The organism is Mycobacterium shunyiense (assembly GCF_058270035.1).
In genome coordinates, this window is the sequence record NZ_JBZDPT010000022.1 from 144,382 (window position 1) to 167,329 (window position 22,948).

Genomic DNA, 22,948 nt, shown 5'->3' on the forward strand with positions numbered 1-22,948 from the left:
GCCAGGACCAGGGACTCAGCTGACACGGCGGGCCGTCCTGCGGGTGGCACGTACCTCGCGCATGCCGCCGTTCTGTTGCCCGTCGTCGGTCAGGTCCGAACCGGCGAAGTGGCGGAAGACGTCCTCGAGCGTGGCATCGGGGGCATCGGTGGCCTTGACCACCCGTGCCTTCAGTTCGGTTGGCGTTCCGACCGCCTGCAACCGGCCGTGGTGCATCAGTGCCACCCGGTCACACAGGGCGTCGGCTTCGCCCATGTAGTGCGTGGTGAGCAGCACCGTCATCCCGAACTCCGCCTGCATCCGGCCGACCTGCGTCCAGACGCTGTCGCGGGCGATGGGATCGAGCCCGACCGTGGGCTCGTCGAGGATCAGCAGCAGTGGACGGTTGACGAGTGCCTGGGCCAGCTCGAGGCGGCGCACCATGCCTCCTGAGTAGGTGCCCGCCACGGCATCGGCAACATCGAGCAGCTGCATCGACTCCAGCGCCTGGTCGACCCGCTCCCTGCGTTCGGCCCGCGGCACGTCGTACAGTCGCGCGAACAACTCGACGTTCTGTCGGCCCGTCAGTGCCGCCTCGATCGAGAGTTGTTGCGGCACATAGCCGATGTTGTGTCGGATGTCCATGGTGCGCCGCTCGGCGTCGAGACCGAAGATCCGCACCTCGCCTTCCTGCACCGGCGTCAGTGTGGTCAGCACCCGCACCGCTGTGGTCTTGCCTGCCCCGTTCGGGCCGAGCAGGCCCAGGGTCTCGCCGCGATGTACCTGCAGGGTGAGGTCGTCGACGGCGGTGAAGGTGCCGTAACGATGGGTCAGGTGCCGGCAGTCGATGGCCGGGTCGGTCATGTGTCCCCCTCGTGCAGGAGCCGGGTCAGTTCGGTCATCACGTCCAATCCGTTTGCCAGGTCATTGATCTGGTCGTCGTCGAGTTGTGCCAGCACGGCCGAAAGCGCGGCGCGGCGGGCCGCCCTTGACTCGTCGGCGATCGCCTGTGCGGGCGGGGTGAGTCGTAGACGGACCACTCGCCGATCCGAGTCGTCGGTGGTTCTGGCCAGCAGTCCGTCTCCGACCAGGCGCGACACCAGCGTGGACGCGGAATTGGGCACCAGGCTGAGTTCGGCGGCCGCTTCGCGCACCGAGATGTCGGGCCGTCGGCCGACCAGGCGCAACAGTTCGCCCTGGGACTGGGTCAACCCGGTGGCATCGAATCCGCCGCCGGTGGCCCGGCGTAACTGTCTGCGGAACCGGCCGACGACGGTGAACAACTCGCCGACGAGATCTCGATGTGCTTCCACGCCGACAAAATACCTCTGTAACAGAGGTATTGCATGATGCGTGACTGCGAGATGAACGCTGAATGAACCAACTTGCCAGGCTCGGAAGTGGGGCGCGGCAAACCCGCTGAGACGCCGCAGCCGTGGCCGCAGGGTAGTTGCCGCCGCTCTTCGGCTCGTACCCCCCAGCCCGCCCGGCCGGTGACATCAAGCAAGCGCTCAACGTCTACTTAGGCGGCCACGGCTGCTACATGTTCAAGGTACCAGATTTCCTGGTTAGGGCAGGGACATTGGACCAATTAGCAACGCTTTGAATTGACGCTCAATCTGATTCGGCCTGCAGCACCAGGACGGCGCGCGCATCCACACTGACCGTGTTGGCGGCCGGGGTGGCGTCGCGTGTGGAGTTTGCCGAAGTGCTGATCGCGGGAATCCAGCGGGCGCCGAATTCCGCCGGTGGTAACGCGAACTCGATGGGCTCGTAGTGCGCGTTGAAGCACAACAGGAACGAGTCGTCGACCACGCGTTGGCCCCGGACATCCGGGTCGGCGATGCCCTGACCGTTCAGGTACATGGCAACCGACTTGGCGTACCCCGTCTCCCAGTCCTCGGCGGACATGTCGGAGCCGTCGGGGGCGAACCACGCGATGTCGGGCAGTGCGGCCGCGCCCGCCTCCCGTACCGGTCGACCGTCGAAGAACCTGCGGCGCCGGAACACCGGATGCGCCGCGCGCAGCGCCGACACCGACCGGGTGAACTCGATCAGGTCGAGATCGGCTGTGGCCCAGTCGATCCAGGAGATCTCGTCGTCCTGGCAGTAGACGTTGTTGTTCCCGCGCTGGCTGCGGCCCAACTCGTCGCCGTGGGAGAGCATCGGAACACCCTGGGACAGCAGCAGAGTGGCCAGGAAGTTGCGCTGCTGACGGGCGCGCAGGGTGTTGACCGCAGGATCGTCGGACGGGCCTTCGGCCCCGCAGTTCCACGACTTGTTGTTGCTCTCGCCGTCGCGGTTGTCCTCGCCGTTGGCCTGATTGTGTTTTTCGTTGTAGGACACCAGATCACGCAGTGTGAAGCCGTCGTGGGCGGTGACGAAGTTGATCGAGGCGAACGGGCGACGGCCGGTCTGCTCGTAGAGATCGGCCGAACCGGTCAGCCGGTAGGCGAACTCGTCGAGGGTGGCGGGCTCGCCCCGCCAATAGTCGCGCACGGTGTCGCGGAACTTGCCGTTCCACTCGGTCCACTGCGGCGGGAAGTTGCCCACCTGGTACCCGCCGGGGCCGACGTCCCACGGCTCGGCGATCAACTTGACCTGGCTGACGATCGGATCCTGTTGCACCAGTTCGAAGAACGCGCTCAGCCGGTCCACGTCATAGAACTCGCGGGCCAGCGTGGCGGCCAGGTCGAAGCGGAAACCGTCGACATGCATCTCCGTCACCCAGTACCGCAACGAGTCCATGATCAGCTGCAACGAGTGGGGATGACCGACGTTGAGACTGTTCCCGGTACCGGTGTAGTCCATGTAGTACTGCTTGTCGTCGTCCACCAGTCGGTAGTACGCGGCATTGTCGATACCGCGCATCGACAGCGTCGGCCCCAGGTGGTTGCCCTCGGCCGTGTGGTTGTAGACGACGTCGAGGATCACCTCGATGCCGTTGGCGTGCAGCTCACGCACCATGGCCTTGAACTCCTGCACGTGCCCGCCCGGGGTGCCGGCCGAACTGTAGCGCGGGTCCGGCGCCAGGAACCCGATCGTGTTGTAACCCCAGTAATTCGACAGCCCTTTGTCGACCAGGGTGGAGTCATCCACGAAGTGGTGCACCGGCATCAGCTCGACGGCGTTGACCCCCAAGGCTTTCAGGTGCTCGACGATCACGGGGTGGGCAACGCCTGCGTAGGTTCCGCGCAGCTGCTCGGGAATGTCCGGGTGGGTCTGGGTGAGGCCCTTGACGTGGGCCTCGTAGATGACGGTGTCGGCGTACTCGTGGCTGGGTGGGTGGTCGACGCCCCAGTCGAAATACGGATTGATCACCACGGCTTTCGGCATGTGGGTCGCCGAATCGTCGTCGTTGCGGGTATCAGGATCATCGAAGTCGTAGGAGAAGAGCGGCTGGCCCCAGTCGAAGGCACCTTCGATGGCCTTGGCATACGGGTCGAGCACGAGCTTGTTCGGGTTGCAGCGGTGCCCGGCCGCCGGATCGTACGGGCCGTACACCCGGTAGCCGTAGCGCTGCCCGGGCTCGATGCCGGGAACGAAACCGTGCCAGACGAATCCGTCTACCTCGGGAAGCGTCACCCGCGTCTCGTGCAGAGTCCCGGATTCGTCGGGATCGAACAGGCAGAGTTCGACCCGGTCGGCGACCTCGCTGAACAACGCGAAATTGGTACCCGAGCCGTCATAGGTCGCACCGAGCGGGTACGGCTTGCCCCGCCACGTTTCCAGAGCGCTTCGGTCAACTTGATCCGTGGAGGTCACAAATTCGACGATACGGCGCTCGGGGATCTGCGGCCGGACGAACGGGCGGCGGTACCTTACGAGCTGTGACCCTTCGCTCTGAACCGCCGGAGTATCGGACGGTGCGGCTCACCGTCGACGACCAGGTCGCGGTCATCACGCTGGACCGCCCAGCGCAGCGCAACGCCTTCGGCGGCGGGATGCGCGAGGAGTTGGCCGATGCCTACCTGCGATGCGACGCCGACGACGCGGTCCGGGTGATCGTGCTGACCGGGGCGCCACCCGCGTTCTGTGCCGGCGCGGATCTCGGCGCGGGGGAGCAGACCTTCACCGAGCCGGGGCAGGACTTCAGCGCCGCCGGCCTGGCCGTACCGGCCTGGACCCTCGGCAAGCCGGTGATCGCGGCCGTCAACGGACATGCCATCGGGATCGGCCTGACAATCGCATTGCAGTGCGACATCAGGTTTTTCGCCGCCGATGCCCGGTACGGCGTGGTGCAGGCCCGGCGCGGCATGGTCGGCGACGCCTACTCACATTGGGTGCTTCCCCGGCTGGTGGGCCTGGCCAATGCGGCGGAGATCCTGCTGACCGGAACCACATTCGACGGACTTCGCGCCGTCGAACTGGGCCTGGGGAGCCGGGTGCTGCCGGCGGAGCAGGTGCTGCCTGCCGCACTGGAACTGGCACACGACATCGCGGTCAACACCGCGCCGATGTCCGTCGCGGCCAGCAAGCGGCTGCTGTGGGATTCATATGACCTCGACAGGGCGGGTGTCGGCGCCCGGGAGACCGAGATTCACCTGCAGTTGATGGCGCACGACGACGCGCGCGAAGGCGTGCGTGCCTACGTCGAGCGTCGGGAGCCGCGCTGGTCGGGCCGGCCCGTCGATCCGACTAGATGACTTCCACTCCGGCGCTGCGAAGTTCATCGATTGCCGCAGTGCTGCTCTCGGGCGCCACACCTGCGGTGAGGCTGGTGAGCACGCGGGTGCGCAGGCCCGCCCTGGCCGCGTCGGCGGCGGTGGCCGCGACGCAGTAGTCGGTGGCGATGCCCACCACGTCCACCGCCTCGACGCCCCGCCCGGCCAGCCAGTCCGCCAGCGCCGTCCCCGAAGAGTCGACGCCCTCGAAGCCGCTGTAGGCGGCCGAGTGGTGCCCCTTCTCGAACACGGCCTCGACCGCGGCCGGATCGAAATCGGGGTGGAACGCCGCACCCGAGGTGCCGGCCACGCAGTGCCGCGGCCACGACGTCCGATAGTCGGGGGTGTCGGAGAAGTGGTCGCCCGGGTCGATGTGGAAATCCTTGGTGGCCACCACATGGTCGTATCCGTGGTCGGTGGCGAGCAGTGCGGTGATGTGCCGCGCCACCGCCGACCCACCGGTGACCGCCAGCGAGCCGCCCTCACAGAAATCGTTCTGCACGTCGACGACGATGAGTGCCCGGGGCGTGTGCATGATCCCGACGCTACCCGCCGAACAGCAGGTAAAGACCGGTGAAGGTGTAGCCGACCATCACCAGCATCGTCGCGAGTTGGCCGGTCAGCTGGTGCTGTTTCGGCAGCAGGCGCAGGGCCCGGTCATGCGCCGCGATCACCCCGGCCACGTGACCGGCGAGCACGCACCCGACCTTGAGGGTGGCCAACAGCGTCGGATGACCGGACAGGAAGTAGCTGACCTGGACGTCGTGGAGCCCGAAGAGCAGGATCACCGTCTGCTGGCCCCGCTCGACCAGATATGACAGGTAGTGCGCGAACACGTAGCCGATGACGATCGGGATCAGCGAGTGCGCCATGAGCCCGGGCAATTGGCGGCGCAGCCGGCGGTCGACCCCGCCGGTGGTGCGGGTGGCCGCCCAGAACGTGACCGCCACCGTGGCGGCGAACGCGAGCAGGCCCACGGTCCGGATCGCGCTGGAGCCCAGTGGCGATCCCGAATGCGCGTCGACGAAGTTGCGCCACTGCGGCATCGCCGAGAAGCTGTCGAACGCGGTGGATCCCAGGAGCACCGCCAGCACGGCGACCAGCCCCGGCCGCACCGTCAGCGACGGCAGGTGATCGAACGGGTTGCCCAGCACGAACCGGCCGTCGTGGCGGCGCACCGGCGAAAGCTTCGATGCCACCGTGCTGTACACCTCGAACGGGTCGGCGCTCTCCAGCCAGCGCGGACCGCAGCACAATGCTCCGGCGAGTGTCACCGCCAGGTAGACCAACAGCCAGTTGCGAATCGCCACAACCGATCCCGGGTCCGGGCTGGCCAACTCCAGCCATACGAACGCGAACAACCCCGCGGCGGCCGGCCAGTAGCCGAGCCGCTCGGGGTAGTGGCGCCGGGCGGCGACAGGTATGAAGCGGTACAGCGTCCGGACCGGAGAGATGAGCCGCCACACCGGGCCCAACAGCACCGACGCCGCGACCAACCCAACCCACAGCAGGACGTAGAAGACACCCGGCAGTGGATTGGCGCCCGCCGCCCGGGCGAAGCCGGTGTAGGCCACCCAACCGGTGAGGGCGAGCGCGAGCAGGCCCACCACCCAGCGCGTCACGGCGGCGTCGACGGCCGTCGTCACCCAGGACGGCAGTGGCAGGCCCGGCTTGCCCGGATCGAATCTGGGCCGACGCCAGGCCAGTGCCACCACCGCGAAGGTGAACGTCAGCGTCCACGCCGCACCGATCAGCGCATAGGTGTACGGGATCGGGAGATCGGTCGAACCGCCCAGACCATGGGCCAGTACCGCGGTCGACCCGGACGTCACTGCTGTACTTGCACGCTGGCGATCGTGCGGTTCAGGTGGTGCAGTTCGATGTCGACCGTGCCGGGCACATCGACGGTGAACTGGAACTGCTGACCGTTGCGGGCCTCGATCTTGAAGCTGTGCTCGGGGTTGGAGTGCACGTGCAGCTCATCGGTGGCGTCGCTGTTGACCCGCACCACGATCGGCTCGCCGACCTTGCCCTGCACCCGCTCGTTGGTCGGGGTGACCTCCCCGCCCTTGATGGTGACGTCGATCAGCAGCCGGGCAGGTGCCTGCTGCTCGTTGGTCATGTCCGACGGGTTCACTGTGGTGACCGAAGGAGTGGCCGAACCGGCTGAGCCGTCGGTCTTCTCGGACTCGCCGGAGCCGCCACAGCCGGCCGTCACCAGGGCGAGAGCGGACGCCAGGACGATGACACTGCATTTGAGGTTGATCACGGTGAACCATCTTCGCCTGAGGAGTCCGTACCTTCACCTTGAACGTCGTCTTGGTTCGCGTCGCTGTCCTGTCCGCGGCGCCTGTCCCGCATCGCCACGTACACCACGACGCCCACCACGACCACGGCCGGAGCAAACGCCGGCAATGCCAGCAGCAGCGTGTGGTCGGCCTGATACGTCATGTGAGCCCGGCGGGTTCACGGCCCGCGGCCAGCTCCCTGGCGTTGATCCGGCCCGCGCCCCAGGTCAGCCCGGCGATCAGGATCAGGGTGCACACCAGGACAACCAGCGAAGCCGCGTTGTACAGCCAGGACGGATGATCGAGATTGCGTTCGCGCTGCAAGATCTCGATCTCCTGCACGAACTCCCGGTTGCTGGAGGCGAGTGCCGGGGTTTCGGGGGCACCGATGCCCGGGTCGGCGGGCAGGAAGATCGGCACGCCGGCCATGGTGGTTCCGTCCTGCACCCGCAGCAGGGTCTTCCATTTCCCGGATACCGGGATGGGCTGTGTCGAGCGGTAGTGCCCGGGGCCCACCTGCTCCAGTCGGTTGATCATCAGACCGCGATCGTTTGCCAGACCGCCCTGCCATGCCAGGATCGACACCCACTCGGGGTTGTCACTGACCAGGTCGGCCGGGGTGATCTGGACATCGGCCGAGGCCATGCGTTGCCCGTTCTGGGCCGGGAGATCGGTCAAAGTGACGGTGGCAGTGGCATTTTGCGGAACTTCGGTGCGCAATCCGTTGGCCACCGCACCGCCGATCACCAGGACGGTGAGCACCACGATGGAGATTCCGACCGCGGGCCGGGGTAACGGCTGCCCGGTGAGGACCAGGGCCAGCAGCGCGCCGCACAGGCCCATCGCGATGGCGACCGGGATCGCCATCGCCAGCGCCTCACCCCACATGCTGGTGGGCCACGGATAGTGGTAGACCGCGCCGATCCACAACGATTCCAGCCAGAGTCCGACGGTGGCCACACCGAGACCGGCCACCGCGCCGAACAGTATGGGGCGCTTCACAAGTGGGGTCAGTGCGATGAGTTCGATCACCAGTGCCGGGCCCAGGTAGAGCGCGAACCAACTGATCGGCGCGCCCAGGACCGGACCGACGACGAAGGCCACGGCGCCGCGCAGCGCGATCGCGAACGCGGCGGCGATCAGCGCGGCACCCGGGCCGAGGACCAGGCGTGCCGCGACTGCGGCAAAGGCCGCCGCGGCCGCGATCATCATCGGCTGCAGCACCAGGCGGAACTGCTCGACGCCGAAGTCGTATTCGATCTGGAACACCGAGAGCCCGATGAACAGGCCGCCGAAGGACAGGAAGTAGAGGAACTTGTTGAACTTGCTGTCCTCGGCCATGCCGTCGGGGCCCATGGCCACCCGGCCCTCGTGTTCCAGTAACAGCACGGCTATCAGAGACAACCCAGCCCCACCGATGAGCATCAAATGGGTTGGGCCCCAGAGGGTGACGTCTTGTCCGAAGATCCGGTGCCAGATGTCGTCGAGCGGGAAACCGATGAGCGCGTACAGCCCGCACAGCGCCATCAGCACACCGCCGACCGGGGCGTACCAGGTACGGGTGATCCGGATGGCGGCCGGACCGGGCTTGTCATACGGCAGCACGATGGCCATCGACCCGGCGATGAACAGCAGGAACAGGCCGATCAGGATGAAATAGTGCGCGGGGTTGGCCAGCGGGCCGGCATCGCGCCCCTTGCCGATGTGCAGGCTGACGTCCCAGATGAAACCGAACAGCGCGCAGATGATCGTCGCGGTGAACAGGAACACCTGCAGCGCCACCCACGGCGGCCGGTGGAACTTGCGGCCCAGCCATTCGGCGAAATTGTTCAGCCAGGTGATGCGCCGGTTGCGGTGCAGATAGCCGATCCACAGCAGCGCGACCGTGACGATCAGGGCGACCACCGACATCCCGATCACCTGATCGAGTGCGGCACCTCCGCCCTCTGTCCCGGCGGCCGCGGTGAGCGTGACGTCCGATGGGCCCATCATGACCTCCGGTCAGCTGACATTGGTGTCGGTGTCAGATGTTGCCAGAACCAGGCGGCCGCAAACAGACGTTCCGTCAGTCCTGCGTCGTCAGCTCCATGCCGTGACGGGACGATCCATCCGTTCACCGTCGACGAATACGTCGACCCGCTCGTCGAAGAAGCAGATGTGGTCGCGGACCGGCACCGCCTCGATCAGTGGTTCGTGATAGGCCCAGGCGACATCGGCAGGCCCGCCGGGCAGTGCATAGTAGGTGGCCCGGCCTTTGTAGGCGCAGTAGGTGACGGTGTCGCTGACGTCGAGAACGGCCAGCACGTCTTCGCGGGGAAGGTAGCGGCGGGTGGGCAGTCCGGTCTCGAATAGCAGCATGGGACTGCAGGATTCGGCCAGCAACTTCCCGTCGAGTTCGATGCGGATGCGTCGGCGGCTGCGCCGGACGTCTATCCGGTGGAACGGGTCGTGCGGGTGCGCGACGATCGGCTCATCCTCTTCACGCCATTCGAACGTCGCGAAGTCCAGGATCACGTAGTCGCTCAGCTCCGGGTCGTCCGGCTGGAACGCTGCGGCGGCCCCGGTTTCCTCACCGGCGATGACGTCGAACGCCGTGCCCGGGCAGGTGTGCGCGGTGAACGGCACCGACGGATCGAGGAAGCCGGGGATCTCGTCGTCCCCGACATCCCCGCCGGCCGGAACGAGTTGCGCCGTCAGCGCAGAGCGCGGCACCGCATATGTCGGGACCACCCGCCGTGGCTCCCAGACCAGCACAGCTTCGCCGGTGTCGGCCACCGGCTCACCGCCGAGACAGATCCGAATTCGCTTGGGCGTGGGCTGATATCGCAAAGCACCCAACTCGCTGCCGAGCAGGTCCGCCACTTTCACTGCCATCGCATCATTATCGGCGCCGACGGCGGTGGCTGTCTGCTACTTGACGTCGACGTAAACCGTGCGCTGCGTGACCGCGCTGAGAGTGTCGGTTCGGCTGAAGTTGGGGCCCGGGCGCACGGCCACGACGGACGCCTGATCCAGTGGCGACGAGCCCACGCGGTTGACGATCACCGTGTAACCCTGCGATTGCAGCTCTTTGATGGTCTGCTGGGCATTGCTGGGGCCGTTGGGCGCAGCCGAGGCCACCCCCGCCGAACCAATGATCGCGGCCACCGCAACGCCCAGCGCCGCGGCGACGATCCGAGAGTTTCCGATGGTGTTTCGCACTGGAGTGTCCTTACTTCCGATAGTCGCTTACGCTGCCATGTACCGGTAAGAACCGGCAGTTCAGACGCTTTAATTCCGATGGCAGAAATTGATCGCTCCGATGACCGGATCTGTGTGAAGCCAGGCAAACTGGCGGCCTTGCGGCTACGGCAGCGCGACGGGGTCACGTGCGGCCCGACCGTGGCGGTGGTGGCCGGCGCCCTGCTGGATCACACGTATCGTGCGGAGTTGCTGAGCCCTGAGGGGCACACCTGGTTCGCTGCGGAGCAGGGGCGAATTCACGCCGCTGTCAACCGGATCTGGCCGCGACAGCTCGGGACCACACCTGCGGGTATGGCCCGCGCATTGACCGATCACAGTGCGAAACGTGGAGTTGCATACCGGTGGCGGCGATTTCGGGGTACCCGCGACTCGTTGTCGGACGTGCGAACTGCGGTCGCCGAGGGGTGGCCGGTGGCGATGCTGATCGGCGAGCGCGGCATCCCACGGCACTGGGTGTTGCTCGTCGGCGAGGGCCCTGAGGTTCTGGAGTGCTACGAACCGTCGTCGGGCATGGTGCTGCCGGTCGAGATCGAGGCGCTCCGCGGCGCGCGGTTGACCGGGCTGGGTTTCCCACGGCCCTTCGCCTTTGTCCTACCGTCGAACCATGACCAGAAAGTACGCGACCGCTGACGCCGTAGGGATCGACGAACTCCTGGACTTCGTGCGCCCCAGGCACCACATGGTGCTGACCACCTTCCGGGCCGACGGTTCGCTACAGACGTCGCCGGTGACCGGTGGGGTAGACGAGCATGGGCGCATCGTGATCGCGAGCTATCCGCAGCGGGCGAAGGCGGCCAACCTCAGGCGTACGCCCCGGGCCAGCGTGACGGTGCTGTCCGATGAGTTCAATGGTCCGTATGTGCAGGTCGACGGTGACGCCGAGGTGATCGGACTGCCCGACGCGGTGGAACCGCTGGTCGACTACTTCCGTGCGGTGGCGGGTGAGCACCCGGACTGGGATGAGTACCGGCAGGCGATGGTGGACCAGGGCAAGTGCCTGATCCGGGTCACGCCGGTGCGCTGGGGCCCGGTTGCCACGGGCGGCTTTCCTCCCGGCTGACCGCCGGCCGACGCGTTGCGTTGGCTAGCAGGTCAAACTATAGTCTGGACACATGTCCAGAGGGTTCGGAGTCGACGCGTGAGCGTGTATTCCCAGCTCAGCACGATTTCGGCCGTCGGGTGATCTGATTATGCGTATCGCGTTGCTGTCCTATCGGAGCAAGACTCACTGCGGGGGCCAGGGCGTCTACGTGCGCTATCTGAGCCGCGGGCTCGCCGAACTCGGCCACGACGTCGAGGTCTTCTCCGGCCAGCCCTACCCCGAGGGCCTGGACCCCCGGGTCAAGCTCACCAAGGTCCCCAGCCTCGATCTCTACCGCGAGCCGGACCCGTTCCGGGTGCCCCGGCCCAGTGAGATCCGCGACGGTATCGACGCCCTGGAACTGGCCACCATGTGGAGTGCCGGGTTCCCCGAGCCGCGGACCTTCACCATGCGGGTCGCGAGGATTCTGGCCGAGCGCCGCGACGAATTCGACGTCATCCACGACAACCAGAGCCTGGGCTCGGCACTGCTGAAGATCGCCGACAGCGGCCTGCCCGTCGTGGCCACGGTGCATCACCCGATCACGCGTGACCGGGTCGTCGAGATCGCCGCGGCCAAGTGGTGGCGCAAACCGCTGGTTCGGCGCTGGTACGGGTTCGCCGAGATGCAGAAGAAGGTGGCCCGCAGGATCCCCGAGCTGCTCACCGTGTCGTCGTCCTCGGCGGCCGATATCGCAGAGGACTTCGGGGTGGCGCCGGATCAGCTGCACATCGTGCCGTTGGGCGTGGACACCGAACTGTTCAAACCTGCCGAGCACCGGGTGAGCGGACGGATCATCGCGATCGCCAGCGCCGATGTGCCGCTCAAGGGGGTCAGCAATCTGTTGCATGCGGTGGCCCGGCTGCGGGTGGCCCGCGATCTCGACGTGCAGTTGGTGTCGAAGCTCGAACCGAACGGGCCGACCGAGAAACTCATTGCCGAGCTCGGTATCTCCGACATCGTGCACAGCTCCAGCGGGCTGAGCGATGAGGAACTCGCCGCGCTGCTCGCCTCCGCCGAAGTGGCCTGCATCCCGTCGCTCTACGAAGGCTTTTCGCTGCCCGCCGTGGAGGCCATGGCCAGCGGAACCCCGATCGTGGCCAGCCGCGCGGGGGCACTGCCCGAGGTGGTCGGTGACGACGGTGCCTGCGCCCGGTTGGTGCGCCCCGCCGACGTCGACGAGCTGACCGCCGTCCTGGGTGAACTGCTCGACTCGCCGTCGGAACGGCGCAGACTCGGCGCCGCCGGGCGACAGCGGGCGCTCGACGTCTTCAGTTGGGAATCGGTTGCCGCACAGACGGTATCGGTGTACGAGATGGCCCGTGAGCGGGTTGGGCTGCGCACGCGAGGAGCAGGAGAAGGAAAGGTGACTTCATGCTGACCGTCGATTTCGATCGTCTCGGTGTCGGACCGGGCACCACGGTGATCGACGTCGGCTGCGGCGCGGGCCGGCACACATTCGAGGCGTACCGGCGCGGAGCATCGGTGATCGGCTTCGACCAGAGTGCGTCCGACCTCAACGACGTCGACACCATGCTGCAGGCCATGCGGGCAGAGGGCGAGGTTCCGCTGTCGGCCAAGGGTGAGGCCGTCAAGGGTGACGCGCTCGACCTTCCCTACACCGACGCCAGCTTCGACTGCGTCATCGCCTCGGAGATCCTGGAGCACGTTCCGCAGGACGAGCAGGCCATCGCCGAACTGGTACGTGTTCTCAAACCCGGTGGTTCCCTGGCCATCACCGTGCCGCGCTGGCTCCCGGAGAAGGTGTGCTGGCTGCTGTCGGACTCCTACCACGCCAACGAGGGTGGACACATCCGCATCTACAAGGCCGACGAGCTGCGCGACAAGGTCCTGGCGCACGGGCTCAAACTCACCTATACGCACCACGAGCACGCTCTGCACGCGCCGTACTGGTGGCTCAAATGTCTTGTCGGCACCGAGAAGAACGACCACTTCGCAGTCAAGGCGTATCACCAGCTGCTGGTGTGGGACATGATGGGCCGCCCGTGGCTCACCCGCACCGCCGAGTCGCTGCTGAACCCGGTGATCGGCAAGAGCGTGGCACTCTACTTCCGCAAGCCGGAATACAACGGGTAGGCCGCCGCTGTGCTCCTGCCTGAGATCCCCGGTGTGCCCGGAGTTTTGACACCAGACGACTGCGTACAGACGGCACGGTCGATCGCCGCGACCCAGGAGTCCTCAGGGGCCCTGCCGTGGTTCGACGGCGGCCACACCGATCCGTGGGACCACGTCGAGAACGCCATGGCGCTGACCGTGGCCGGCCTGATCGAACCGGCCCGGGCGGCGTTCGACTGGTGCCGCACCGTGCAGCGTGCGGATGGTTCCTGGCCGATCCAACTGCGCAACGGCGTCATCGAGGATGCCAACAGCGACAGCAACTTCTGTGCGTACGTGGCCACCGGCGTCTGGCACCACGTGCTGATCACCGGGGACCGGGCCTTCGCCGAGTTGATGTGGCCGGTGGTGACCCGGGCGCTGGACTTTGTGCTGGGCCTCCAAGCATCCGGTGGTGAGATCTACTGGGCCGCAAGTCCCGCGGGTCCGGTCGAGGAAGCACTGCTGACGGGCTGCGCGAGCGTCTACCACAGCATCCGGTGCGGGCTGGCGCTCGCCGATTACCTCGACGATCCTCAGCCCGAATGGGAGGTTGCCGTCGGGCGGCTCGGGCACGCCATCGCTGCGCATCCAGAAGCGTTCTCCGCCAAGGACACCCACGCGATGGAGTGGTACTACCCGGTGCTGGGCGGCGCCCTGAGCGGGGCGGCTGCCCAAACGCGGATCGACGATCGTTGGGATGACTTCGTCGTGCCCGGGCTCGGCATCCGGTGCGTCGACCACCGGCCCTGGGTCACCGGCGCGGAGACGTGCGAGCTGGTGATGGCACTGGACGCGATCGGTGACACCCGCAGGGCGCACGAACAGTTCGCGGCCATGCAGCACCTGCGTGAGGATGACGGATCCTATTGGACCGGGCTGGTTTTCGCTGACGGCAAGCGCTGGCCCGAGGAGCGCACCACCTGGACCGGAGCGGCCATGATCCTGGCCGCCGACGCGCTGTCGCAGACCACCGCGGCGAGCGGCATCTTCCGGGGCGTCGGGCTACCGCGTGGCCTGGAGGGCGAGTACGACTGTGAGTGCGTCGGCGGGAAGGCCGGCGACCGCTAGTCCAGCTGACCCGGCTCGCCCGAGGTCCGCTCCAGGACCCTCATCGAACCCATCGCGGCGACCTCGTCGAAGGCGCCGGTGGCCAGCGCACGCTGGTAGATGTGGAACGGCGCCTGGCCGCCGTCATTCGGATCGGGGAACACGTCGTGAATGATCAGCGCGCCGCCGACCTCGACCCAGCGGGCCCAGCCGTCGAAGTCCCGCTGTGCGGCCTCCTCGGTGTGGCCGCCGTCGATGAACAACAGCCGCAACGGCATTCGCCAGCCCCGTGCCACCACGGGTGAGCGGCCGACCACGGCCACCACATGCTCGTCCAACCCCGCGGCATCCAGGGTGTGGCGCATGGTGGGCAGCGTGTCGAACAACCCGGTGACCGGGTCGACCATGGTGGTGTCGTGGTACTCCCAGCCGACCTGGTGCTCCTCCGAGCCGTGGTGATGGTCGACGGTGTAGAGGACCGAGCCGGTCTCCTGCGCGGCCGCGCCGAGCATCACCGTCGACTTGCCGCAGTAGGTGCCGATCTCCACCCCGACCCCACCGTCGAGGTAACGCACTCCGGCGTCGTAGAGCGCACGACCCTCGTCGGCGGGCATGAAGCCGATGACCTGCTCGGCGAGGGTGAAGAGACGCTCGGCGCGGGGCGGCAGGGCGGTGTCAGCGGTGCTCATGAATGCCCAACCTACCGTTGCTGGCCTCAGGCGGTTGTAGTAGCGTCCGGACACGTGTCCGAGACGGCTCTGGAGTCGACGCGCCGCCGTCTGAGTGCACGGCAGGCCGATACTGTCGAGCGCCTGGGTAAGGCCGCATTACAGCTGATCACCCGGGACGGATTCGCCGGACTGACCGTGCGCCGGGTGGCTGCCGAGGCCGGGGTCGGAGCAGCCACGGCATACACGTACTTCTCGTCGAAAGAACACCTCGTCGCCGAGGTGTTCTGGCGCAGGCTTTCCGCCGCGCCGCCGGCCGCTCACGAATCGGCCGACCCGGCCACGCGGGTGGTCGAGGTGCTGCGCCACATCGCCTCGCTGGTGGCCGACGAACCGGAGTTCGCCGGTGCGGTCACCAACGCCCTACTCGGCAAGGACCCCGATGTGGACGCCCTGCGCCAGCGCATCGGCGCCGACGTGCGGGGCCGACTGGTCGCGGCACTCGGGCCCGAAGTAGACCTCGATGTGATCGAAGCGCTCGAGTTGCTCTACACCGGCACGCTGGTGTGGGCCGGGATGGGATACGAGACCTACGCTGCCATCTCGCAGCGGTTGGAGAAGTCAGCGCGGTTGGTGCTGAGCTGAATTCGCAGTCATGATCGCCGTCGACGCGGCGACCGCGGGGCCGTAGATCTCCTGGATGTCCCTGCCGTCCTCGACGATCAGCGCGGTCAGTTCGCGAAGCCCGCCCAACAGGATGATGGCCATCGGCTCGGCGAGTCGGGGGAGACCCGCGCGCTCGAAGCCGGCGCTGCCGCTGAGTTCGATCAGCAGGTCGGTCAGTTCGCGTAGGGCCGCGCGTTGCAGCGGTCGAGCTCTGCTGCCCAGTGCCGGCAGTTCACGAATCCAGCTCAACGTGATGGCCGGGGCGGACGCGATGTGGTCGACATAGGCGCCCACGGCCTGCCCGATCTGGTCTTGCCAGGGCGCCTCGGGGTCGACAGCGGTCTGGATGCCGTCGACGAGGGCGGCGTTGTTGGCGCGCAGCAGCTCGAGGAAACCGTCCTCCTTGGTGCCGAACTGGTCATAGAAAGTGCGCTTGGAGGTGCGGGCGTGGCGGACGATGTCGGCCACCGTGGTCTCGCGATAGCCCTTGTCGGTGATCGCCGCGGCGAGACCGTCGAGAAGTCGCAGCCGGTAGGTCATCATGGCCGACCCCCTTGCTTTGCCTGGTACCTGGGAGTACCGTACCTCATAACCCATTGGTACCGAGCGGTACCAGGGCCTGGCTGGAGATGGTATGACCGAGCTGGCAGCAGCTGAGAAGACCACCGAGAAGTCCACCGCGAGCACCACACCGGGTCGCGTGCCGCCCGATGCCCGGGTTCCGAAGCCGTTGCAGGCCATCGGCTTCATGCTGGCCAGGCGCCGGGTGGTCAAACAGATCGCCCGCCGTCAGGGGAATGTCTTCAAGCTCAAACTCCCGATCTTCGGGCCCACGGTGATCATCGCCGACGCCCAGTTGGCCAAGCAGCTCTTCGCCGCCAACACCGACGATGTCGGCAATGTCCAGCCCAACTTGAGCCGCATCCTGGGATCCGGGTCGGTGTTCGCCCTCGACGGCACGGACCACCGGCGCCGTCGCAAGCTGCTCACTCCGCCGTTCCACGGCAAGAGCATCAAGAACTATGAGCAGATCTTCGAAGAGGAGACGCTGCGGGAATCGGCGAACTGGCCGCAGGGTCAGGAGTTCGAGACGCTCGAGCCGATGATGCGGATCACCCTCAACGTGATTCTGCGCGCGGTGTTCGGCGCCGACGGCGAACAACTCGACGAGCTACGCCGCATCATCCCGCCATGGGTCACGCTGGGCTCTCGGCTGGTGGTGGTACCGACCCCGACCCGTACCTTCGGCCGGTTCAGCCCGTGGGGCCGGTTGGCCAGATACCGCCAGCAGTACGACGCCGTCATCAACCGGCTCATCGACAAGGTCGAAGCCGACCCGGACTTCGACCAGCGCGACGACATCCTGGCGCTGTTGTTGCGCAGCACCTACGAGGACGGATCGGCCATGTCCCGCAAGGACATCGGCGACGAGTTGCTGACCCTGCTGGCCGCCGGGCACGAGACCACGGCGTCGACCCTGGGCTGGGCCTTCGAGCGGATCAGTCGGCATCCGAAGGTGCTGGCCGAGCTGGAGGCCGAGGCGGCCACCGACGGCAACGAATACCGTCAGGCCACCATCCTCGAGGTGCAGCGCAACCGCACCGTGATCGACTTCGCCGGCCGCCACGTCTACGCCCCGTCAATCCGGCTGGGGGAGTGGGAGATTCCGCGCGGGCACTCCGTGATCGTGGCGATCTCGCAGATCCAGGAGGCCGAGAAGGAGTTCTCCGACCCGGAGCGGTTCGACCCGCAGCGATTCGTCGGCAGCCGGCCCGGGCTGGGCTGGCTACCGTACGGCGGCGGCACCCGGCGCTGCGTCGGGGCGGTGTTCGCCAACGTGGAGATGGACGTGGTGCTGCGAACCGTCCTGCGCCACTTCGAGATCGAGACCACTACGGCACCGGGGGAGAAAGTGCACTCCCGTGGCGTCGCCTACACCCCCGCGGCGGGTGGACGCTTGGTCGTGCGTCGCCGCGCCACGCCGCTGGGGAACTGACCCGCTATCCGGTGGTCTGTCGCTTGGGCAGTTTCCAGCCCGCACGCGGGAAGTGGCAGGTGTACCCGTTCGGGTAGTGCATCAGATAGTCCTGGTGCTCGGGCTCGGCCTCCCAGAAATCGACGGCAGGCGTCACCTCGGTGACCACCTTGCCCGGCCACAGCCCGGACGCGTCCACATCGGCGATGGTGTCCAGCGCAACGCGCTTCTGTTCGTCGTCGAGGTAGAAGATCGCCGACCGGTAGCTTGTGCCGACGTCATTACCCTGCCGGTCCTTGGTGGAGGGATCGTGGATCTGGAAGAAGAACTCCAGCAATGCCCGGTAATCGGTCTGCGCGGGGTCGTACTCGATCTCGACGGCCTCCGCGTGGCCCGGATGGTTCCGATACGTCGGGTGATCGTTGCGTCCGCCCGTGTAACCCACCCGGGTGGAGACGACTCCGGGCTGCTTGCGGAGGAGGTCCTGCATGCCCCAGAAGCAGCCGCCCGCCAGGATCGCTCTCGAATAATTGCCCATGTGCCCCATTGTGCTCCGTGGTTACCGTGGTGGTCATGCGTGTAGTTGCAACGGCGGGCCTGGCCGGTTTACTCCTGCTGGCCGCAAGCCCCACTGCGACGGCCGATCCGTCCCAGGTCGCGGTGCCGGAGGTGCCGCCCGATCCCGCGCGCACCCTGTTCATCGACAACCCGGCGATCGTCGACCCGCACCTGACCCGGATCGAATCCTTCAGCCGTGACGGGGAACGTCTGCTGGTCAACTTCACCGCCGGGACCCCGGACTGCTTCGGCGTCCACGTGGTCGCACAGGAAACCGCCGATGCCGTCACGATCGACCTCCGCGGCGGGACACCACCCGAATCCGTCGGCCGAATGTGTATCGCCCTGGCAGTGCACGGCACGGCCGAGGTGGCCCTGCAGGCCCCGCTGGGTTCCCGGCAGGTGCTGGCGGAGCAGTGACGGGTCTCGACAAAGGTCGATAGAACGTGTTCTAGTTTTGGGGTGACGAGCAGGTCTTTCAGCCGCGATGAACTCGCCGCTGCCTTTGAAACGTTCGAGCAGACCGTCGACCGGGCCGCGCAGACCAAGAACTGGGATGTGTGGGCCGACCACTACACCGTCGACGTCGACTACATCGAACATGCCGTGGGCACGATGAAGGGCCGCGAGCAGGTGCGGCCCTGGATCTGGAAGACCATGACGACCTTCCCCGGGAGCTACATGACCGCGTTCCCGTCGCTGTGGTCGGTGATCGACGAACCCACCGGACGCATCATCTGCGAACTGGACAACCCCATGCGCGATCCCGGTGACGGCACCATCATCACCGCCACCAACATCTCGATCCTGACCTACGCCGGCGACGGCCTGTGGTCCCGTCAGGAAGACGTCTACAACCCCCTGCGGTTCGCCTCCGCGGCCCGCAAGTGGTGCCGTAGGGCAGCCGAACTCGGGACCCTCACCGACGAGGCCGAGGCGTGGCTGAAGAAGTTCGGGGGCTGAGCAGATGAGCGCCAAACTCGTCATCGGCGCCAACGGATTCCTGGGCTCGCATGTATTGCGCCGGCTGGTCGTTGCCGACGACGGCTCGGAGATCCGGGCCATGGTGCGCCCCAATGCGAGCACCATCGGGATCGATGATCTCGACGTCACGCGGATTCACGGCGACGTCTTCGACACCGAGGCCCTGCGCGAGGCGATGACCGGTTGCGACGTCGTCTACCACTGCGTCGTCGATGCCCGCGGTTGGTTGCGCGACCCGGCACCGCTGTTCCGTACCAACGTCGAGGGCACCCGCAACGTGCTGGACGTCGCCGCGGAAATCCCAGGCCTGCGCAAGTTCGTCTACACCAGCAGCTACGTCACCGTCGGACGTAAACGTGGCAAGCGCTCCACCGAAGCCGACACCGTGGACGTGTCAAAGGTGACGCCGTACGTGCGCTCCCGGGTGCAGGCCGAGGAGCTGGTGCTGCAGTACGCGCGTGAGCGTGGTCTGCCTGCCGTCGCGATGTGCGTGTCCACCACTTACGGCAGCGGTGACTGGGGCCGTACCCCGCACGGCGCGATAATCGCCGGAGCGGCCTTCGGCAAGCTGCCGTTCGTCATGAGCGGCATCGACCTGGAGGCTGTCGGTATCGACGACGCGGCCAAGGCCATGCTGTTGGCCGCCGATCGGGGCACTCCCGGTGAGCGCTACCTCATCTCGGAGAAGATGATCAGCAACGCCGAGGTGGCCAGGCTGGCCGCCGAGGCCGCCGGCGTCGCACCCCCGCAGCGGTCGATCCCGCTACCTGTGTCGTATGCGCTGGCCGCAGCGGGCACCCTCAAGGGCAAGCTGCGCGGTACCGATGAGCGGTTGTCGCTGGAATCCCTGCGGCTGATGCGGGCCGAGGCCGAGCTCGACCACTCCAAGGCCGTGCGTGAACTCGGTTGGCAGCCAAGGCCGGTCGAGGAGTCGATCGCCGAGGCGGCAAAGTTCTGGGTGGGTCTGCGGGCGGCCAAACGCGCACAGAAGAGCAGCTGAACACCACGCCGCGAGGTGTTAAGCCACTGGGCGGCAAGCGTATTGCGGCCTAACCTGGCGATATGACCGACAAGCTGAAAGTCGACCTCACCGGGGCGCCGCAGACCATGCTGGCGACGTTCTACGCCAAAGCGCTCGACGCCGGGATGCCCCACCCGATCCTGGGCGACCAGCTGGCCAAGGAGATCGCCGACCGCATCGACTACGACTGGAGCCGCACCTCGATCACCGAGGCGACGTCGCCGTCGGTGACCACCCGCAGCGCCCACTTCGACCGCTGGACTCGGCAGTTCCTGGCCGTGCATCCCGAAGCCGTGGTGCTGCATCTCGGATGCGGTCTGGACGGCCGGTTCTTCCGAATCAAGCCCGGCCCCGGCGTCGAGTGGTACGACATCGACTACCCCGATGTCGCGCACCTGCGCGAGCAGTTGTATCCGTCAGCCGAGCGCTATCACGTCATCGCCGCCTCGGTCACCGACCCGGCCTGGCTGCGGGACATTCCCGCCGACCGGCCGACCCTGATGCTCGGTGAGGGGCTGACGATGTACCTCACCGAGCAGGAGGGCGTCGCGCTCCTGCGGCGGATCGTCGACGGATTTCCTTCCGGGGAACTGCAATTCGACGCGTTCAACACGCTCGGCATCCGGGCGCAACTGGTTAATACCGTGGTACGTCGATCCGGGGCCAAACTGCACTGGGCCATCGACAAACCAGAGGACATCCTGCGGGCGGTGCCGGGCACCCGGCTGTTGACCAGGGAATCGCCCTTCGACGATCCGGTATTCGCCACCCTGCCCTGGTACTACCGGATGATGCTGGCCGTCATGAAGCCGGTTCCGGTGTTGCGGTACATGGCGCAGTATCACCGCTACGCGTTCTGATCGTTTCTTTGAAAACCAAAGCGGGGCAGCCCTTCCCGGGCAGCCCCGCTTAGGTTGTCGGTGTCAGCGGCCGCTGTGGCGAACGGTGGTGTCCACCTTCGGAACCATCGGCTTGGGGTGCAGTCGGTCGAGCCAGTCGAGCCGGTCGACACCCGCGGAGATGGTGACGCTGCTGGGGGTTGCGGTGTGAGCGGGCTCGGCGGCCAGGGCCGGTGCGGCCAGGCCGAGTACGGCTGCGCCCAATCCGCTGGCAGCGATGACGGCGAATCCGAACTTCTTCATTTCCCTGCTTCTCTCTGTCTCATGCCGGTTATGCCTGTGTAAACCGAGAGCTCAGGGGATCAATTTCCGTTGGCAGGAATTGATCGACTCATGGCAGAAAGAAGGATGTTCAGGTGGTCTCGCGGGGCCCTCGTGCGCCGAGAACAGGTTGGCGGAGGCCGCCCCGATTGAACTCGGAACACCACGGTGAGTGGCCGTGCTGGTCATACCAGACGATCTGCAGCGCACGGATATCGCGACCGCACAACTCCACAGCGAAACCGAGATGGGCGGTGGGCTCGCTGATTTCGACGAACTCGGCGAACCAGTCATCGGGCAGTGTGATGGTGTCGCCCGGGGCGGGTTCGGTCTGGTCCACCAGGTATTCCGCCACGGTGTTCAGCAGCTTCCACGTCATCAGCGGTGACAGCCCGGTGATCAGCAACTCGGGTAGCCCCGCCTCGCTGAGCCCGATGGTATAGCCGAACGGCCTGCGGTCGTGCTCGACGTATTGCACGGCCCAGCCACGCTCGAAGGTCTTCTCCCGCAGGCACTCGAGATAGTCCTGTCTGGTTGCCTCGGGGTGGTCGCAGATCCAGCACATCAGGTGGCCTTCCGTTGGTACTTGGCTGGTACTTGGCCGCCAGAGTCCTCCCCGGGTACGACATGTTCCGGCAGAGCTCGGTGGCTCGGCGGAACTGTTCGTCGATCTGCCGCAGCGGGTCAGTGGATCGGCGTAATATCGAACACATGTTCGACGTTGATTCCGATGTTGCTCTGATCGACAAGATCAGTGCCGCGGCGCGGGCGGAGTCGGCGGCGATCGCGGGGCGGCTGGCTGCGATAGGGGCGTTGGACAGTCTGCGGGAACAGGAGTTGGCCGAGTCGATCTTTTGGACCACCGACCCGTTCGAGGAAGTCTCTGCAGAAGTATCAGCGGCGTTGCGGATCAGTCGGGGCCGGGCGGGCACCCAGATTCATCACGCCCGGGTACTACGCGACAAACTCCCGTTGGTGGCCGCCCGGTTCGCTGTTGGCGACATCGACTACCGGGTGGTGCGGACGCTCATCGCCCGCACCGGCATCGTCGACCCCGCAGTCTGGGCCGGCCTGGATGAGGAACTCGCGGCCCGGGCGCATAGGTGGATGCGGTTGTCTGAGCGGCAGTTGCGGGATCGGGTGGATCAGTGGATCGCCAAACTCGACCCCAACGGGGTGCGGGTCCCGCCCCCGATCGATGACGGCCGGTTTGTTCAGGTCGAGGCGAGCAGCCCAGGCATGGCCTCGGTGTGGGCCAATGTGCACGCCGCTGACGGGGTCGCGTTGAGTCAACGCCTGGATGCGGTGGCTGACACGGTGTGCAAGGACGATCCGCGCACCCGCGAGCAGCGCCGCGCCGACGCGGTGGGGCCGGTGGCCCGACTGGAATCCCACCTGCCGTGCCTGTGTCGACGCGAGGACTGCCCCGCCGCACAGCAACACGCGGCCGCCGATGCCGCGGTGGTGCATGTGCTGGCCGACCAATCCACCGTGAA

The 22,948-nt window shown here is 66.8% G+C and carries 28 protein-coding genes; 13 read left to right on the forward strand and 15 right to left on the reverse strand.

All coding sequences use genetic code 11. From position 1 onward, the window contains the following. Window positions 1–15: 15 nt before the first annotated feature. The 3 genes from AC4ELS_RS15790 to glgX all read right to left on the reverse strand — a co-directional run bounded on the left by AC4ELS_RS15790 (window position 16) and on the right by glgX (window position 3,711). Window positions 16–843, reverse strand: a complete 828-nt coding sequence (locus tag AC4ELS_RS15790; protein ID WP_499048086.1) for an ATP-binding cassette domain-containing protein — start codon at window positions 841–843, stop codon at window positions 16–18. Further along, a complete protein-coding gene (locus tag AC4ELS_RS15795; RefSeq protein ID WP_499048088.1) occupies window positions 840–1,292 on the reverse strand; it encodes a MarR family winged helix-turn-helix transcriptional regulator in 453 nt (150 codons plus the stop codon). Before AC4ELS_RS15795 ends, AC4ELS_RS15790 begins: the two co-directional genes overlap by 4 nt. Window positions 1,293–1,593: 301 nt before the next feature. Further along, entirely contained in the window at window positions 1,594–3,711 is a 2,118-nt protein-coding gene (gene glgX, locus AC4ELS_RS15800; RefSeq protein WP_499048262.1) for a glycogen debranching protein GlgX, read from the reverse strand. A gap of 98 nt (window positions 3,712–3,809) precedes the next feature. Between glgX and AC4ELS_RS15805 the strand changes: the two genes are divergently transcribed. After that, window positions 3,810–4,625 (forward strand): enoyl-CoA hydratase/isomerase family protein, encoded by an 816-nt coding sequence (locus AC4ELS_RS15805; RefSeq protein WP_499048090.1) that lies wholly within the window; start codon window positions 3,810–3,812, stop codon window positions 4,623–4,625. Here AC4ELS_RS15805 and AC4ELS_RS15810 read toward each other — a convergent pair. The 7 genes from AC4ELS_RS15810 to AC4ELS_RS15840 all read right to left on the reverse strand — a co-directional run bounded on the left by AC4ELS_RS15810 (window position 4,618) and on the right by AC4ELS_RS15840 (window position 10,132). Then, window positions 4,618–5,178, reverse strand: coding sequence for an isochorismatase family protein (locus tag AC4ELS_RS15810; RefSeq protein WP_499048092.1), 561 nt, complete (start codon window positions 5,176–5,178; stop codon window positions 4,618–4,620). The genes AC4ELS_RS15805 and AC4ELS_RS15810 overlap by 8 nt on opposite strands. A gap of 10 nt (window positions 5,179–5,188) precedes the next feature. Next, on the reverse strand, window positions 5,189–6,475 hold the full coding sequence (locus AC4ELS_RS15815) for a hypothetical protein (RefSeq protein WP_499048094.1): 1,287 nt from the start codon (window positions 6,473–6,475) through the stop codon (window positions 5,189–5,191). Next, entirely contained in the window at window positions 6,472–6,912 is a 441-nt protein-coding gene (locus tag AC4ELS_RS15820; protein WP_064886558.1) for a hypothetical protein, read from the reverse strand. The genes AC4ELS_RS15815 and AC4ELS_RS15820 overlap by 4 nt, the downstream gene beginning before the upstream one ends. Beyond that, window positions 6,909–7,094 carry a hypothetical protein gene (locus tag AC4ELS_RS15825; RefSeq protein WP_064958525.1) on the reverse strand — a complete coding sequence of 62 codons (186 nt, stop codon included), beginning with the start codon at window positions 7,092–7,094 and terminating at the stop codon, window positions 6,909–6,911. The genes AC4ELS_RS15820 and AC4ELS_RS15825 overlap by 4 nt, the downstream gene beginning before the upstream one ends. Next, window positions 7,091–8,923: a flagellar basal-body rod protein FlgG gene (locus AC4ELS_RS15830; protein ID WP_499048096.1), complete on the reverse strand. Its 1,833-nt coding sequence runs from the start codon at window positions 8,921–8,923 to the stop codon at window positions 7,091–7,093. Before AC4ELS_RS15830 ends, AC4ELS_RS15825 begins: the two co-directional genes overlap by 4 nt. 87 nt (window positions 8,924–9,010) lie before the next feature. Next, window positions 9,011–9,805, reverse strand: coding sequence for a DUF427 domain-containing protein (locus tag AC4ELS_RS15835; RefSeq protein WP_499048098.1), 795 nt, complete (start codon window positions 9,803–9,805; stop codon window positions 9,011–9,013). Between the two features lie 36 nt (window positions 9,806–9,841). Next, a complete protein-coding gene (locus tag AC4ELS_RS15840; protein ID WP_236732169.1) occupies window positions 9,842–10,132 on the reverse strand; it encodes a hypothetical protein in 291 nt (96 codons plus the stop codon). 114 nt (window positions 10,133–10,246) lie between these two features. Here AC4ELS_RS15840 and AC4ELS_RS15845 point away from each other — a divergent pair, with 114 nt between their 5' ends. The 5 genes from AC4ELS_RS15845 (at window position 10,247) to mmpH (ending at window position 14,441) form a co-directional block, all read left to right on the forward strand. Then, entirely contained in the window at window positions 10,247–10,804 is a 558-nt protein-coding gene (locus AC4ELS_RS15845) for a hypothetical protein (RefSeq protein ID WP_064886575.1), read from the forward strand. Beyond that, on the forward strand, window positions 10,779–11,234 hold the full coding sequence (locus AC4ELS_RS15850) for a PPOX class F420-dependent oxidoreductase (RefSeq protein WP_064958522.1): 456 nt from the start codon (window positions 10,779–10,781) through the stop codon (window positions 11,232–11,234). The genes AC4ELS_RS15845 and AC4ELS_RS15850 overlap by 26 nt, the downstream gene beginning before the upstream one ends. A gap of 130 nt (window positions 11,235–11,364) precedes the next feature. Then, the gene (gene manT / locus AC4ELS_RS15855; protein WP_064886562.1) at window positions 11,365–12,636 is read left to right on the forward strand and encodes an MMP alpha-(1->4)-mannosyltransferase; all 1,272 of its coding nucleotides are present in this window, start codon (window positions 11,365–11,367) and stop codon (window positions 12,634–12,636) included. After that, entirely contained in the window at window positions 12,630–13,352 is a 723-nt protein-coding gene (locus tag AC4ELS_RS15860) for a class I SAM-dependent methyltransferase (RefSeq protein ID WP_448444745.1), read from the forward strand. The genes manT and AC4ELS_RS15860 overlap by 7 nt, the downstream gene beginning before the upstream one ends. 33 nt (window positions 13,353–13,385) lie before the next feature. Continuing rightward, a complete protein-coding gene (gene mmpH / locus AC4ELS_RS15865; protein WP_499048100.1) occupies window positions 13,386–14,441 on the forward strand; it encodes an MMP endo-(1,4)-3-O-methyl-alpha-D-mannosidase in 1,056 nt (351 codons plus the stop codon). Here mmpH and AC4ELS_RS15870 read toward each other — a convergent pair. Continuing rightward, complete coding sequence (locus AC4ELS_RS15870) at window positions 14,438–15,109, reverse strand: class I SAM-dependent methyltransferase (protein WP_055118806.1); 672 nt, start codon at window positions 15,107–15,109, stop codon at window positions 14,438–14,440. The two genes, mmpH and AC4ELS_RS15870, sit on opposite strands and share 4 nt — an antisense overlap. Before the next feature lie 54 nt (window positions 15,110–15,163). Between AC4ELS_RS15870 and AC4ELS_RS15875 the strand changes: the two genes are divergently transcribed. Then, on the forward strand, window positions 15,164–15,733 hold the full coding sequence (locus tag AC4ELS_RS15875; protein WP_064886565.1) for a TetR/AcrR family transcriptional regulator: 570 nt from the start codon (window positions 15,164–15,166) through the stop codon (window positions 15,731–15,733). Here the strand turns inward: AC4ELS_RS15875 and AC4ELS_RS15880 are convergent. Continuing rightward, window positions 15,710–16,297 (reverse strand): TetR/AcrR family transcriptional regulator, encoded by a 588-nt coding sequence (locus AC4ELS_RS15880; protein WP_064886566.1) that lies wholly within the window; start codon window positions 16,295–16,297, stop codon window positions 15,710–15,712. The genes AC4ELS_RS15875 and AC4ELS_RS15880 overlap by 24 nt on opposite strands. A gap of 91 nt (window positions 16,298–16,388) precedes the next feature. Here AC4ELS_RS15880 and AC4ELS_RS15885 point away from each other — a divergent pair, with 91 nt between their 5' ends. Beyond that, window positions 16,389–17,750 (forward strand): cytochrome P450, encoded by a 1,362-nt coding sequence (locus AC4ELS_RS15885; RefSeq protein ID WP_499048103.1) that lies wholly within the window; start codon window positions 16,389–16,391, stop codon window positions 17,748–17,750. 4 nt (window positions 17,751–17,754) lie between these two features. Here AC4ELS_RS15885 and msrA read toward each other — a convergent pair whose 3' ends face one another. Continuing rightward, window positions 17,755–18,267, reverse strand: a complete 513-nt coding sequence (msrA, locus tag AC4ELS_RS15890) for a peptide-methionine (S)-S-oxide reductase MsrA (protein ID WP_499048104.1) — start codon at window positions 18,265–18,267, stop codon at window positions 17,755–17,757. Window positions 18,268–18,302: 35 nt separating this feature from the next. Here msrA and AC4ELS_RS15895 point away from each other — a divergent pair, with 35 nt between their 5' ends. The 4 genes from AC4ELS_RS15895 (at window position 18,303) to AC4ELS_RS15910 (ending at window position 21,152) form a co-directional block, all read left to right on the forward strand. Next, the gene (locus AC4ELS_RS15895; RefSeq protein ID WP_499048106.1) at window positions 18,303–18,707 is read left to right on the forward strand and encodes a hypothetical protein; all 405 of its coding nucleotides are present in this window, start codon (window positions 18,303–18,305) and stop codon (window positions 18,705–18,707) included. A 42-nt stretch (window positions 18,708–18,749) separates the two neighbouring features. Further along, the gene (locus AC4ELS_RS15900) at window positions 18,750–19,250 is read left to right on the forward strand and encodes a nuclear transport factor 2-like protein (protein WP_499048108.1); all 501 of its coding nucleotides are present in this window, start codon (window positions 18,750–18,752) and stop codon (window positions 19,248–19,250) included. 4 nt (window positions 19,251–19,254) lie between these two features. Further along, window positions 19,255–20,271, forward strand: coding sequence for an NAD-dependent epimerase/dehydratase family protein (locus tag AC4ELS_RS15905; protein ID WP_499048110.1), 1,017 nt, complete (start codon window positions 19,255–19,257; stop codon window positions 20,269–20,271). A 62-nt stretch (window positions 20,272–20,333) separates the two neighbouring features. Continuing rightward, a complete protein-coding gene (locus tag AC4ELS_RS15910) occupies window positions 20,334–21,152 on the forward strand; it encodes a class I SAM-dependent methyltransferase (RefSeq protein ID WP_499048112.1) in 819 nt (272 codons plus the stop codon). Window positions 21,153–21,215: 63 nt separating this feature from the next. On the opposite strand, the gene AC4ELS_RS15915 is transcribed toward AC4ELS_RS15910, so the two are convergent. Together AC4ELS_RS15915 and AC4ELS_RS15920 are read right to left on the reverse strand one after the other, a co-directional pair. Beyond that, on the reverse strand, window positions 21,216–21,434 hold the full coding sequence (locus AC4ELS_RS15915) for a hypothetical protein (RefSeq protein WP_055118792.1): 219 nt from the start codon (window positions 21,432–21,434) through the stop codon (window positions 21,216–21,218). Window positions 21,435–21,543: 109 nt separating this feature from the next. Next, window positions 21,544–22,017: a DUF4262 domain-containing protein gene (locus tag AC4ELS_RS15920; protein WP_448444765.1), complete on the reverse strand. Its 474-nt coding sequence runs from the start codon at window positions 22,015–22,017 to the stop codon at window positions 21,544–21,546. Window positions 22,018–22,163: 146 nt separating this feature from the next. Here AC4ELS_RS15920 and AC4ELS_RS15925 point away from each other — a divergent pair. After that, window positions 22,164–22,948, forward strand: a 785-nt coding sequence (locus AC4ELS_RS15925; protein ID WP_499048114.1) for a DUF222 domain-containing protein, incomplete at its 3' end; no start/stop codon positions are given.

Bases quoted from the DNA above. Each gene is read 5' to 3' on its own strand.
- AC4ELS_RS15790 (WP_499048086.1), bottom strand. From the start codon at position 843: ATGACCGACCCGGCCATCGACTGCCGGCACCTGACCCATCGTTACGGC.
- AC4ELS_RS15810 (WP_499048092.1), bottom strand. From the start codon at position 5,178: ATGCACACGCCCCGGGCACTCATCGTCGTCGACGTGCAGAACGATTTC.
- AC4ELS_RS15825 (WP_064958525.1), bottom strand. From the start codon at position 7,094: ATGACGTATCAGGCCGACCACACGCTGCTGCTGGCATTGCCGGCGTTT.
- AC4ELS_RS15830 (WP_499048096.1), bottom strand. From the start codon at position 8,923: ATGATGGGCCCATCGGACGTCACGCTCACCGCGGCCGCCGGGACAGAG.
- AC4ELS_RS15835 (WP_499048098.1), bottom strand. From the start codon at position 9,805: ATGGCAGTGAAAGTGGCGGACCTGCTCGGCAGCGAGTTGGGTGCTTTG.
- AC4ELS_RS15850 (WP_064958522.1), top strand. From the start codon at position 10,779: ATGACCAGAAAGTACGCGACCGCTGACGCCGTAGGGATCGACGAACTC.
- manT (WP_064886562.1), top strand. From the start codon at position 11,365: ATGCGTATCGCGTTGCTGTCCTATCGGAGCAAGACTCACTGCGGGGGC.
- AC4ELS_RS15860 (WP_448444745.1), top strand. From the start codon at position 12,630: ATGCTGACCGTCGATTTCGATCGTCTCGGTGTCGGACCGGGCACCACG.
- AC4ELS_RS15870 (WP_055118806.1), bottom strand. From the start codon at position 15,109: ATGAGCACCGCTGACACCGCCCTGCCGCCCCGCGCCGAGCGTCTCTTC.
- AC4ELS_RS15880 (WP_064886566.1), bottom strand. From the start codon at position 16,297: ATGATGACCTACCGGCTGCGACTTCTCGACGGTCTCGCCGCGGCGATC.
- AC4ELS_RS15885 (WP_499048103.1), top strand. From the start codon at position 16,389: ATGACCGAGCTGGCAGCAGCTGAGAAGACCACCGAGAAGTCCACCGCG.
- msrA (WP_499048104.1), bottom strand. From the start codon at position 18,267: ATGGGCAATTATTCGAGAGCGATCCTGGCGGGCGGCTGCTTCTGGGGC.
- AC4ELS_RS15895 (WP_499048106.1), top strand. From the start codon at position 18,303: ATGCGTGTAGTTGCAACGGCGGGCCTGGCCGGTTTACTCCTGCTGGCC.
- AC4ELS_RS15905 (WP_499048110.1), top strand. From the start codon at position 19,255: ATGAGCGCCAAACTCGTCATCGGCGCCAACGGATTCCTGGGCTCGCAT.
- AC4ELS_RS15910 (WP_499048112.1), top strand. From the start codon at position 20,334: ATGACCGACAAGCTGAAAGTCGACCTCACCGGGGCGCCGCAGACCATG.
- AC4ELS_RS15915 (WP_055118792.1), bottom strand. From the start codon at position 21,434: ATGAAGAAGTTCGGATTCGCCGTCATCGCTGCCAGCGGATTGGGCGCA.
- AC4ELS_RS15920 (WP_448444765.1), bottom strand. From the start codon at position 22,017: ATGTGCTGGATCTGCGACCACCCCGAGGCAACCAGACAGGACTATCTC.